This window comes from Actinomycetospora corticicola (assembly GCF_013409505.1).
In the GTDB taxonomy this organism is placed as follows: Bacteria; Actinomycetota; Actinomycetes; order Mycobacteriales; family Pseudonocardiaceae; genus Actinomycetospora; species Actinomycetospora corticicola.
The window spans coordinates 2,778,377-2,790,398 of record NZ_JACCBN010000001.1 but is presented as its reverse complement, the minus strand read 5'-3'; the positions used below and the strand labels follow the sequence as shown (position 1 = coordinate 2,790,398).

The 12,022-nt window shown below is 74.5% G+C and carries 9 protein-coding genes; 8 read left to right on the top strand and 1 reads right to left on the bottom strand.

Annotation, left to right across the window (positions count from 1 at the left end):
* Window positions 1-116 precede the first annotated feature (116 nt).
* The 7 genes from BJ983_RS13405 to ffh all read left to right on the top strand — a co-directional run bounded on the left by BJ983_RS13405 (window position 117) and on the right by ffh (window position 10,307).
* Entirely contained in the window at window positions 117-587 is a 471-nt protein-coding gene (locus BJ983_RS13405) for a hypothetical protein (protein WP_179794237.1), read from the top strand.
* Between the two features lie 102 nt (window positions 588-689).
* Complete coding sequence (ftsY, locus tag BJ983_RS13400) at window positions 690-2,561, top strand: signal recognition particle-docking protein FtsY (protein ID WP_343054124.1); 1,872 nt, start codon at window positions 690-692, stop codon at window positions 2,559-2,561.
* Between the two features lie 514 nt (window positions 2,562-3,075).
* The gene (locus BJ983_RS13395) at window positions 3,076-4,413 is read left to right on the top strand and encodes an ammonium transporter (protein WP_179794235.1); all 1,338 of its coding nucleotides are present in this window, start codon (window positions 3,076-3,078) and stop codon (window positions 4,411-4,413) included.
* A 3-nt stretch (window positions 4,414-4,416) separates the two neighbouring features.
* Entirely contained in the window at window positions 4,417-4,755 is a 339-nt protein-coding gene (locus BJ983_RS13390; RefSeq protein WP_179794233.1) for a P-II family nitrogen regulator, read from the top strand.
* Between the two features lie 127 nt (window positions 4,756-4,882).
* Window positions 4,883-7,393 carry a [protein-PII] uridylyltransferase gene (locus tag BJ983_RS13385; RefSeq protein WP_246325584.1) on the top strand — a complete coding sequence of 837 codons (2,511 nt, stop codon included), beginning with the start codon at window positions 4,883-4,885 and terminating at the stop codon, window positions 7,391-7,393.
* A gap of 64 nt (window positions 7,394-7,457) precedes the next feature.
* Window positions 7,458-8,624, top strand: coding sequence for a macrolide family glycosyltransferase (locus tag BJ983_RS13380; RefSeq protein ID WP_343054123.1), 1,167 nt, complete (start codon window positions 7,458-7,460; stop codon window positions 8,622-8,624).
* A 78-nt stretch (window positions 8,625-8,702) separates the two neighbouring features.
* Window positions 8,703-10,307, top strand: a complete 1,605-nt coding sequence (gene ffh / locus BJ983_RS13375; RefSeq protein ID WP_179794231.1) for a signal recognition particle protein — start codon at window positions 8,703-8,705, stop codon at window positions 10,305-10,307.
* Window positions 10,308-10,416: 109 nt separating this feature from the next.
* Here the strand turns inward: ffh and BJ983_RS13370 are convergent, their stop codons facing one another.
* Window positions 10,417-10,902 (bottom strand): Uma2 family endonuclease, encoded by a 486-nt coding sequence (locus BJ983_RS13370; RefSeq protein WP_343054122.1) that lies wholly within the window; start codon window positions 10,900-10,902, stop codon window positions 10,417-10,419.
* Window positions 10,903-10,948: 46 nt separating this feature from the next.
* Between BJ983_RS13370 and BJ983_RS13365 the strand changes: the two genes are divergently transcribed.
* Window positions 10,949-12,022 carry an amidohydrolase family protein gene (locus BJ983_RS13365; RefSeq protein ID WP_179794229.1) on the top strand — a complete coding sequence of 358 codons (1,074 nt, stop codon included), beginning with the start codon at window positions 10,949-10,951 and terminating at the stop codon, window positions 12,020-12,022.

Sequence of the window (12,022 nt, the reverse complement as noted above, 5' to 3'; positions counted from 1 at the left end):
CGCGGTCGTGCCCGACGAACGACGCGCACGGGGAATGCCGCCAGGCGTTGACCGGGCCTACCGTCGACCTCGTCGGGTAGGGGAGCGGGGGCTCCCCTCGGGGGAGGTGGGTCGGGATGACGGTGCTCCAGCCCAAGCGCCGCGTGCAGGTCGAGCGCGCCCCGTCCGCCCGCGGGTCCTGGCGCATGCCCTCGGCCCCGCAGCCCGCCGTCGGGCACCTCGTGGTCGACGCCTCGCACAGCAGCCTCACCCCGTTCCTCGCCGGCCACCCGGTGACGGTCCTCGTCGACGACCTGCCGCTGAGCATCCGCTGGGGCCGCACCGACATCGCGCTCCCGCCCGGTCGGCACCGCGTGGAGATCGCCGTCGACCGCGGGGACGGCTGGGGCCGCGTGGTCGAGGCGGTGCCGGTCGCGGCGGGCCACACCGTCGACGTCTTCTACCGCGCGCCCGTCCTGCCCGGCGCCGGTGCACTGGGGCCGGTGCCGCAGCAGACCCGCGGCGTGGTGGCCCTGCTCGCCGCCCTCCTGGTGCTGCTCGCGCTCCTCGGCGTCGGGGTGTGGTCACTGCTCTCGCTGCTGGCCTGACCTCGGCCGGTGTCAGCGGTGGCACACGGCTGATGATCGACGTCGGCAACCCGCCACGTTCGGTCGCGGCCGCCGGACGCGACGGCTGACAGGATGGGACGCGTGACGTCGCCGCTGACCACCCTCGACACCTCGACCCGGGAACTGCTCGCGCAGGCCCCCGCCGCCGGGCTCTCGCCGGGTGTGCTGACCGGGATCATCGTCGCGGTCGTCGTGGTGGTGCTCCTCCTCGTCCTGATCGTCGGGCTCGTCCTGGCCCGCCGGCGCCGCATCTCGCTGCGGAACCAGGAGGAGGAACAGGCCGAGCCGCCGAAGCCGACCAAGGGCAGCTACAGCGCCGGCGGCGGCTTCTCGTTCTCCGCGGGCGGCGGGGCGACGGGGACGAAGGACCGGCCCGAGGTCGGGCCGACGCCGCCGACGGTCGGGACCACGCCCACCGGGACCGGCCCGGACATCGAGGCGCGCCCGTCGCGCCCGTCGGGCCCGTCCGCTCCTGCTCCTGCTCCGGAGCGCACCACCCAGGCCCCGTCCGCGATCCCCGAGCAGACCGAGATCACGCCGGTCGCGCCCGAGCGGACCACCGAGATCGAGCCGGACCGCACGACCGAGATCGACTCGTCTCCCGGCGGGACTCCGGCGCCGTCCGCCGACCGCACCACGGAGATCCCGCCGGCCGGTGACCGCACCACGGAGATCCCGCCGACCGCGTCCGCTCCGACGGCTCCCGCCCCGGACCGGACGACCGCGGTCCCGCCGGTCGCACCCGCCCCGTCGACTCCCGCGCCGGACCGGACGACGGAGATTCCGCCGGCTGCTCCGGACCGGACGACGCCGACCCCGCCCGCGGCGAGCGCCCCCGCGCCCCCGGCGCCGCAGCGCCCCGCGTCGCCCGCCCCGGACCGGACGACCGAGATCACCCCGGCCACGCCCGACCGGACCACGCAGATCCCGCCCGCCGCGGCTCCGCCGGCCCCCGCGTCCGCACCGCCGGCGCAGCCCGCACCCCCGGCTCCGGCCGCCCCGGACGCCGCGCCCGCCCCGAGCGAGCCCATCGCCTCCCCGGAGGGACGGCTGGAGCGGCTGCGCGGACGCCTCGGTCGCAGCCGATCCACGCTCGGCACCGGGCTGCTGGGCCTGCTCGGCGCTGGCGACCTCGACGAGGACTCGTGGGAGGAGGTCGAGGACCAGCTGCTCATGGCGGACCTGGGGTCGGCCACCACCCAGGAGGTCGTCGGCAAGCTCCGCGAACGGATCGCCTCACGCGGGGTCCGCACCTCGGACGAGGTCCGGGAGCTGCTGCACGAGGTCCTCGTCGAGACCCTCGGGACCGGCATGGAGCGCTCCGTGCGCGCCCTCGCGCACGACGGGCGACCTGCCGTCGTGCTCGTCGTCGGGGTGAACGGCACCGGGAAGACCACCACCACCGGCAAGCTCGCCCGCGTCCTCGTCGGCGGCGGACACGAGATCGTGCTCGGCGCGGCGGACACCTTCCGGGCCGCGGCCGCCGAGCAGCTGCAGACGTGGGGGGAGCGGGCCGGCGCCCGCGTCGTGCGCGGCGCGGAGGGCGCGGACCCGGCGAGCGTGGCGTTCGACGCGGTCAAGCGGGGCGCCGAGGCCGGGGTCGACGCCGTGCTGCTCGACACCGCGGGCCGGCTGCACACCAAGACCGGCCTGATGGACGAGCTCGGCAAGGTCAAGCGCGTCGTCGAGCGCCAGGCCGAGGTCGACGAGGTGCTGCTCGTCCTCGACGCGACCACCGGGCAGAACGGGCTGACCCAGGCCCGGGTGTTCCGCGAGGTGGTCGACGTGACCGGGGTCGTGCTCACCAAGCTCGACGGCACGGCCAAGGGCGGCATCGTGTTCCAGGTGCAGCGGGAGCTGGGCGTGCCGGTGAAGCTCGTCGGCCTCGGCGAGGGGCCGGACGACCTGGCGCCGTTCGAGCCGAACGCCTTCGTGGACGCGCTCCTGCGCTGACCGCAGCGCCGTGAGGTCCACGTGAGGCAGCCCGGACGGCCCCGGAACCTGCGCCACGTGAACCTCGCGCCCGAGTCGGCCCGCACCCCGCCGCGAGGTCCACGTGAGGCAGCCCGGACGGCCTCCGGAGCTCCCTGGTGTGCATCTCGCTCGGGCGGCCCGGGCCGCCCGAGCTGGCGCCGTCGCGAGACGTCCGTCAGGCATGTCGCGCGGGCCGTGGAACCTGTGCCCTGTGCACCTCGCGGCGCGCGGGTCCGCCCGTCACCTCGCACGACCGATCGGGTGACACGAAGCGTCACGAACGAGCCGTGGATGTCGCACATCGTGACCGCGTTCGCGTGACCTGGCACACTGCGCCCCGCGATGTCCGATTCGGCAACCTGATGGTCACACGGATCGGCGGGCTGTTAACTGCCGAGAAACACCGGTGGACGTCGCTCGAAACAAGCTCTCAGCATTCTTTCCTCCCAGTGACCGCCGCGCCGGATGGCGACCGCAGGAGGGACGAACGACCGTGTTGAATGCCGGAAGTACCGCGTGGGTACTCGCCAGCGCTGCGCTGGTGATGCTCATGACGCCAGGGCTCGCGTTCTTCTACGGCGGCATGGTCCGCTCGAAGAGCGTGCTGAACATGCTGATGATGAACTTCATGTGCCTCGCGATCGTGGGGGTGCTGTGGTGTCTGTACGGGTTCTCCCTGGCGTTCGGCAACGACGCGTTCGGCGGCCTGATCGGCAACTTCCAGTTCGTCGGGCTCGGCGGGCTGCCGACCGACCCCGTCGGCACGGACCCGGACAAGATTCCGATCCTCGCCTTCGCGATGTTCCAGCTGATGTTCGCGATCATCACGCCGGCCCTGATCTCGGGCGCCGTGCCGGAGCGCGTGAAGTTCTGGAGCTGGGGCCTGTTCGTCGCCGTCTGGGTGACGATCGTGTACTTCCCCGTGGCCCACTGGGTGTTCGCCTTCGACGGCTACACCGCCGAGACCGGCGGCTGGATCGCCAACCAGCTCAAGGCGCTGGACTTCGCCGGCGGGACCGCGGTCCACATCAACGCCGGTGCCGCGGGTCTGGCCCTCTGCCTCGTGCTGGGCAAGCGCCGCAACTGGCCGCGTGACCCGGGCCGTCCGCACTCGCTGCCCTTCGTGCTCCTCGGGGCGAGCCTGCTGTGGTTCGGCTGGTACGGCTTCAACGCCGGCTCGGCGCTGGGTGCCAACGCCAACGCCGCGATCGCCTTCACGACGACGACGCTGGCCACCGCCGCCGCCGTCATCGGCTGGCTCGTCGTCGAGCAGTTCCGCGACGGCAAGCCGACCACGCTCGGCGCCGCGTCGGGTGCCGTCGCCGGCCTCGTCGCGATCACCCCGGCCTGTGCGTTCGTCAACCCCGTGGGCGGTCTGGCCGTCGGCTTCATCGCCGGTGCGATCTGCGCGCTCTGCGTCTCGATCAAGTTCCGGTTCGGGTTCGACGACTCGCTCGACGTCGTCGCCGTCCACCTCGTCGGTGGCCTCATCGGCACCGTCCTGATCGGGTTCTTCGGCACCACGTCGCTGAACTCGGCCGGCGCCGACGGCCTGTTCTACGGGGGTGGCTTCGGTCAGCTCGGCATCCAGGTGGTCGCCGCGCTCGCCGTGCTCGCCTACTCCTTCGTGGTCACGACGATCATCGCGCTGCTGATCAAGTACACGATCGGCTTCCGCATCACCGCCGAGGACGAGTCCTCCGGCATCGACGAGTCCGAGCACGCCGAGTCGAGCTACGACTATTCCGGGCTGCGCTCGGGCGGCGGGAGCGGTTCGATCCTCGAGGCCGCGACGTCGAAGGTGCCGGCCTCGGCCGGTCAGGAGGGCTGACCCGTGAAGATGGTGACGGCGATCATCAAGCCGTTCGTCCTGGAGGACGTGAAGGGGGCGCTCGAGCAGCTCGGCGTCCTGGGCATGACCGTCAGTGAGGTCCAGGGCTACGGCCGCCAGAAGGGCCACACCGAGGTCTACCGCGGCGCGGAGTACTCGGTCGACTTCGTGCCCAAGGTCCGCATCGAGGTCGTCACCGACGACTCGACCGCGGAGAAGGTCCTCGACGCGATCGCCGAGACCGCGCGCACCGGCAAGATCGGTGACGGCAAGGTCTGGGTGACCCCGATCGAGACCGTGGTGCGCGTGCGCACCGGCGAGCGCGGGGCCGACGCCCTCTAGCTCGCAGGTCGACCGCCACCGGACCCGCCGTCGAGAAGGCTTCGACGGCGGGCCCGGTGCTGCACGTCGACCCCCGGCAGTCACCGTGCCGGCCTCCATCGGGCCCGCACCACCGGAGAGGACGGGCATGGTCGCAGTCGGGTCGGGGCGCACCGGGGACGAGACCGGGGGCGAGGGTGTCCTGCCCTCCCTGGCCGTCTCCGGGGAGTCGGACGAGGGGGCCGCCGTCGACCTGGTCCGGGCCCGGACCGCCCTGCTCACCCCGCCGCCCGGGGCCCGGCGCCTCGGCCCGGCCGCCCTGCGCGACGCCCTCGTCGAACTGCACGACTTCTGGCTCGCCACCCGCGCCGCCGCCGTGGGGGTCGGGCCGGGCACCGGCACCGCCCTCGTCGCGGTCGGTGCGCTGGGTCGCCGGGAACTCGCCCCGTGGTCCGACCTCGACCTCGTCCTGATCCACGACGGGACCGGGCGGAGCCGGGGGAGGACCCCCGACGAGGTGGCCCGGATCGCCGACGCGCTCTGGTACCCGCTCTGGGACGCGGGGATCGGCCTCGACCACTCGGTGCGCACCGTCGGCGAGGCCGTCGGGGTGGCCACCGAGGACCTCCGGGTCGCGCTCGGACTGCTCGAGGTGCGCCTCATCGCGGGCGACGCCGAGCTCGCCGAGCGCCTGTCGTCGTCGGCCCGCCAGGCCTGGCGGGCCGGCATCCGCAACCGGTTCGACGACCTCGTCGAGGCCACCCGCTCCCGGTGGCAGCGGTCCGGGGAGGTCGCCCACCGCGTCGAGCCCGACCTGAAGAACGGCCGCGGCGGACTGCGCGACGTCCAGCTCCTGGACGCCCTCTCCGCCGCCCAGCTCGTCGACCGGCCCGCCGTCGACGTCCGCTCCGCCCGGACGCTCATGCTCGACCTGCGCACCGAGCTGCACCGCCGCGCCGGCCGCGCCCGCGACGTGCTGCAGGCCGAGGACGCCCACGAGCTCGCCGGCATCCCCGACCTCGGGGTCGCCGACCGCTACGACCTGGCGCGCTCGCTGTCCGGAGCCGCGCGCACGGTGGTCTACGCGACCGACGTCGCCCTGCGCTCGGCCAAGGCGGCCCTGCCGCGCCGCGGGCTCGCCGCGCTGCGGCGCACCCCGTCCCGTCGTGGTCTCGACGAGGGCGTGGTCGAACAGGCCGGCGAGATCGTGCTGGCCCGGGAGGCCCAGGTCACCCGCGACCCGGCCCTCGTCCTGCGCCTGGCCGCGGTGGCCGCCCGGACCGGGCTGCCGATCGCGGCCGGGACCCTGCGCCGGCTCGCCGACGCCGCCCCGGAGCTCCGCGAGCCGTGGCCGCGCGCCGCCCGCGAGGAGCTGCTCGCCCTGCTCGCCGCGGGTGAGGGGATGGTCGACGTCGTCGAGGCGCTCGACCGCACCGGGCTCTGGGGGCGCCTCTTCCCGGAGTGGGGCGCGGTGCGCGACCTGCCGCCGCGCGACCGGACCCACGTGTGGACCGTCGACCGCCACCTCGTCGAGGTCACCCGCCGCGCGTCGGAGCTGACCACCCGCGTCGCCCGGCCCGACCTGCTGCTCATCGGCGCCCTGATCCACGACATCGGCAAGGGTCGGGACGAGGACCACTCGGTCGTCGGGGCGGAGCTGGCCCGGCACATCGGGCGCCGGCTCGGGCTCTGGCCCAACGACGTCGAGACCCTCGGCCTGATGGTCCGCCACCACCTCCTGCTGCCCCACACCGCGCAACGTCGTGACCCCGAGGACCCGGCGACGGTGCAACGCGTCGTCGACACCCTCGAGGGCGACCCGGTGCTGCTCGAGCTGCTCCACGCCCTCGCCGAGGCGGACGCGCTCGGGACCGGACCCGGCGTCTGGACGCCCTGGCGGGCGACCCTGCTGGGCGATCTCGTGCGGCGGTGCCGCCAGGTCATGGCCGGCGGTGGGATGCCCGGCCCGGAGCCGCTCTCCGACGACCGGCTCGCGCTGGCGAGGTCCGTCGCCGCCTCGGGCAGCCCCGAGGTCTCCGTCGAGGCCGCGGACGAGCTGACCACGGTCACCATGACGGTGGCCGCCCCCGACCGACCGGGCCTGCTCAGCCGCGCGGCGGGCGTGCTCGCCCTGCACTCGCTGCAGGTCCACGCGGCCGTCCTGGTCGAGCACGACGGCGTCGCGGTCGACAGCTTCACCGTCTCGCCGCGGTTCGGCCGGCTCCCCGAGGCCTCGCTCCTGCGCGAGGACCTGGTGCGGGTGCTGACCGGGTCGCTCGACCTCCCCGCGCGCCTCGCCGCGAAGGAGCGCGACTACTCGTCCTCCGCGGCCACGGGCACCCCGCCCGCGACCCGCGTGCTCTGGTTCGACGACGAGGCGACCGGGGCGGTGGTGCTCGAGCTGCGCACCGCCGACCGGATCGGGCTGCTCCACGGGGTCGCGGCGGCGCTGGAGGCCGAGGCCGTCGACGTCCGGTGGGCACGCGTGTCGACCCTCGGGTCGTCGGTGGTCGACGCGTTCTGCCTCGAGGCGTCGCCCGAGGGCGACGACGGCGAGCACGACAGCCCCGGCACCGGACGCGTCACGCCCCTCGACCCCACCCGCCGTCGGGCCATCGAGGCGGCGGTGATGGCCGCCGTCGCGCCGCAGCCTTCCTGACGACGAGCGCCCGGAGCGGAAAACCGGTCGAACCGGACGGATCGACCTGGCACGGTGCCTCGCCGTGCACATCGTCATGGTCGGCGCCGGCGCCCACGGCCACATCAACCCGAACCTGCCCGTGGTCGCGGAGCTCGTCGCCCGCGGCCACCGGGTGCAGTACGCCGTGCCGGGCCCGTTCGCCGACCTCGTCGCCTCGTCGGGGGCCACCCCGCTGCCGCACACGTCGGTGCTGCCGGACGAGACGCGCGACGAGCGCTGGCCGGACGATCCCGTCGTCGGGATGGGGCTCTTCCTCGACGAGGGACGGCACGTGACCCCCCAGCTCGAGGCCGCCCTGGAGCGCGACCGGCCGGACGTGTTCCTCGCCGACATCGGCGGCTACGCGGCGCGGGTGCTCGGGCGGCGGTGGGACGTGCCGTGCGTGCAGCTCTCGCTCGCGATGGTCGCGTGGGAGGGCTTCGAGCAGGACACCGGGATGGCCGACCTGCTCGCCGGCCCGGCGGGCGCCGCCTACCTCGAGCGGTTCGCGGGGTGGCTGGCGGCCGAGGGGATCGACCTCGAGCCGCAGACCTTCGTCGGGGTCCCGGACTCCTCGATCGTCCTGATCCCGCGCCTGCTCCAGCCGCACGCCGGGAAGGTCGACCCGCACCGGTACACGTTCGTCGGGCCGTGCCTGGACGCCCGCGAGCACCAGGGGGAGTGGGCCGAGGACGTCGACGTGCTGGTGTCGCTGGGCTCGGCCTACGTCGGTGACGCCGCCTTCTGGCGGACGGTCGTGGAGGCCTTCTCCGGACGACGGGTGGTGCTCGCGATCGGACGCCACGTCGATCCGGCCGACCTCGGACCGCTGCCGGACGGGACCACCGCGCACGCGTGGGTGCCGCAGCTGGCGATCCTGCGTCGGGCCGCGCTGTTCGTCACCCACGCCGGCATGGGCGGCTGCTCGGAGGGTCTCGCCACGGGGACGCCGATGATCGCGGTGCCGCAGGCCGTCGACCAGTTCGGCAACGCCGCGATGCTGGCCGAGGCCGGCGTGGGCGTCGTGGTGGACCGCGACGCGGTGACCGTCGGTGCCCTGCGGGAGGCGGCGGCGACCCTCGCCGGCGACGCCGTCCGGGCCCGCTGCCGGGCCGCGGCGGCCGAGCTCGACGACGCCGGCGGCGCCCGCCGCGCCGCGGACCTCGTGGAGGCGACCGGGTCCCGGGACGTCGTCGGACCCGCCGGTTAGGCTGGAGCATCGTCGGGGGCCGCCCGCGTGTGCCCACCGCGACGGTCCGACCAGCCAGACCCCGGGAGTACGCCCGCCGTGTTCGACACCCTCTCCGATCGCCTCACATCGGTCCTGTCGGACCTGCGCGGCAAGGGCCGGCTCTCCGAGACCGACATCGACACCACCTGCCGCGAGATCCGCATCGCGCTGCTCGAGGCCGACGTCGCGCTCCCGGTGGTGCGCGCATTCGTCAAGCAGATCAAGGAGCGGGCGAAGGGCGCCGAGGTCTCCGAGGCCCTCAACCCCGCCCAGCAGGTCGTCAAGATCGTCAACGAGGAGCTCGTCGGCGTCCTCGGCGGCGAGACCCGCCGGGTGCGGTTCGCGAAGAACCCGCCGACGGTGATCATGCTCGCGGGCCTGCAGGGCTCGGGCAAGACGACCCTCGCGGGCAAGCTCGCGCGCTGGCTGAAGAACCAGGGCCACACGCCGATGCTCGCGGCCTGCGACCTCCAGCGGCCGAACGCCGTGAACCAGCTGCAGATCGTCGGGCAGCGCGCCGGCGTCGAGGTGTTCGCCCCCGAGCCCGGCAACGGGGTGGGCGACCCGGTGGACGTGGCGCGCCGCGCCGTCGCCGACGCGCGCAGCCGGCAGTACGACGTCCTCGTCGTCGACACCGCCGGTCGCCTCGGCGTCGACGAGGAACTGATGCGCCAGGCCGCGGACATCCGCGACGCCGTGAACCCCGACGAGACGCTGTTCGTCCTCGACGCGATGGTCGGTCAGGACGCGGTCAACACCGCCGAGGCCTTCCGCGACGGCGTCGGCTTCAACGGCGTGGTGCTCACCAAGCTCGACGGTGACGCCCGCGGTGGTGCGGCGCTCTCGGTCCGCGAGGTCACCGGCCAGCCGATCCTCTTCGCCTCCAACGGCGAGGGTCTCGACGAGTTCGACGTCTTCCACCCCGACCGGATGGCCTCGCGCATCCTCGGCATGGGCGACGTGCTGTCCCTCATCGAGCAGGCCGAGCAGGCCTTCGAGGAGGGGCAGGCCGAGAAGGCCGCCCAGAAGATGTCCGAGGGCGACTTCACCCTCGAGGACTTCCTGGAGCAGATGCAGGCCGTCCGCAAGATGGGGCCGATCGCGAACATCCTCGGGATGCTCCCGGGTGCGGCGAACATGAAGGACCAGCTCGGCCAGATCGACGAGAAGCACCTCGACCGCGTCCAGGCGATCATCCGCGGCATGACGCCCGCGGAGCGCGCCGACCCGAAGATGATCAACGGGTCGCGGCGTCTCCGGATCGCGAACGGGTCGGGGGTCGGCGTCTCCGACGTCAACCAGCTCGTCGACCGCTTCTTCGACGCGAAGAAGATGATGACGAAGATGGCGGGCCAGTTCGGGCTGCCGGGCTCGGCGGGGCGCGGGGCCGCCCGCAAGGCGGCGCGGAACGCCCGCAAGGGCGCCCCGCGGCCGCAGCGTGGACCCAAGCAGATGCCGGCCATCGCGGGCATCGCCACCGAGAGCGGCGGGCAGCAGCGGCAGGTCGGGTCGTACGACACCCCGGGCCTCAACCAGCTCCCGCCCGGCCTCGCGGGGATGAACGACCTGCCGGCCGACTTCGACCCGTCGGCCCTGAGCTTCCCGGGCACCAAGTCCGGCGGCGGCGGGCCCAAGGGCAACAAGAAGAAGCGCCGCAAGTAGGTCCGGGCGTCACGACGCCGCGGCGACATGATCACCAGACCCTGATCGGGCTCGCGAGGGCCGGACCAGGCCGCTGAGGGACCGTTGATCATCGTGCTCGCGGCGGTGCTCAGCGCCCCGTCGGTTCGGTGAGGTCGACCCGCAGCCGGAACGGGGCGTGGGCGAGGACGTGCGCCGACGCCGCGACCTGCTGGTGCACGCCGTCGCGCAGCGCGAACACGCGGATCGTCGGCGGCTCCGGGGTGACCCGCCAGACGTGCGGCACGCCGTGCTCGCCGTACACCGCGGGCGAGCTCGTCCGGTCGTCGTCGGTCGGCTCGACCTCGACGGCGAGCCGGACGTCGGTCGGCCCGTAGGACGCGCGGACCGCCCCGGCGACCAGCAGGGCGGGCGTGCGGACGACCGCGCCGGGGAAGTGCACCGGCGCGCGGCGGACGACGACGAGGTCCGCGGGCGCCTGGGCCTCGAGCGCCTCCGCGATCACTGCGGCCACCGGGATCACCGCGCGACCGTAACCACCCCCTGTCGGCGTGCTCAGCCGGATGCCAGGAAGACGGCCGGGGGTGAGGGGAGGAACCGAGCGCTCCGATGGCACGAGGGTTCCCCTCACGCGGGCGGCGGGTCTCCTAGGCTGCCGACCCGTGCCCCTCCACCTCCACGGTCCGGTCCTCGACGGCAGCGGCGACGACGAGCCTCGCGACCTCTGGGTCGGCGACGTCGGCCTGATCACCTCCGAGGAGATCGCCGGGGCCGACCGGATCGACGGCTGGATCCTGCCGGGGCTGGTGGACGCGCACTGCCACGTCGGGATCGGTCCGGACGGTCCGGTCGAGCTCGAGGAGGCGCGCACCCAGGGGCACACCGACGCGGCGTCGGGCGCGCTGCTGCTGCGGGACTGCGGCTCGCCGATCGACACCCGCCCGCTCGACGACGACCCGCGGATGCCCGAGATCGTCCGTGCGGGCCGCCACCTCGCCCGCCCGAAGCGCTACATCCGCGGGCTGCCGATCGACGCCGAGGAGCCGACCGACCTGCCGCGCCTCGTCGCGGAGCAGGCGGCCCACAACCCGTGGGTGAAGCTCGTCGGGGACTGGATCGAGCGCGAGGCGGGCGACCTGACGCCGCTGTGGCCCGACGACGTGCTGCGCGAGGCCATCGACGCCGCGCACGCCCACGGGGCCCGGGTCACGGCGCACGTCTTCGGCGAGCACGCCCTGCCCGGCCTGATCGGCGCGGGGATCGACTGCATCGAGCACGGCACCGGGCTCACCGACGAGACGATCGCGATGATGGTCGAGCGGGGGACCGCGCTGGTGCCGACGCTGGTCAACGTCGAGAACTTCCCCTCGTTCGCCGACGCGGCGGGCGAGAAGTTCCCGGCCTACGGCGCCCACATGCGCGACCTCTACGCCCGGTCCCACGACACCGTCGCGGCCGCGATCGACGCGGGCGTCCCGGTCTACGCCGGGACGGACGCGGGCGGCGGCATCCGGCACGGCCGGATCGTCGACGAGATCGCGGCCCTCGCCGAGGTCGGGCTCGGCGCCGAGCGCGCCCTGGCCGCGGCGTCGGGTGCGGCGCGGTCCTGGCTGGGACGGCCGGCCCTCGAGGTCGGTGCGCCGGCGGACGTCGTGGTGGTGTCCGGCGACCCGCGGGGCGACCTGGACCTGCTGCGGCGGCCCGTGGCGGTGCTGCGGCGGGGAACGGCGCTCTAG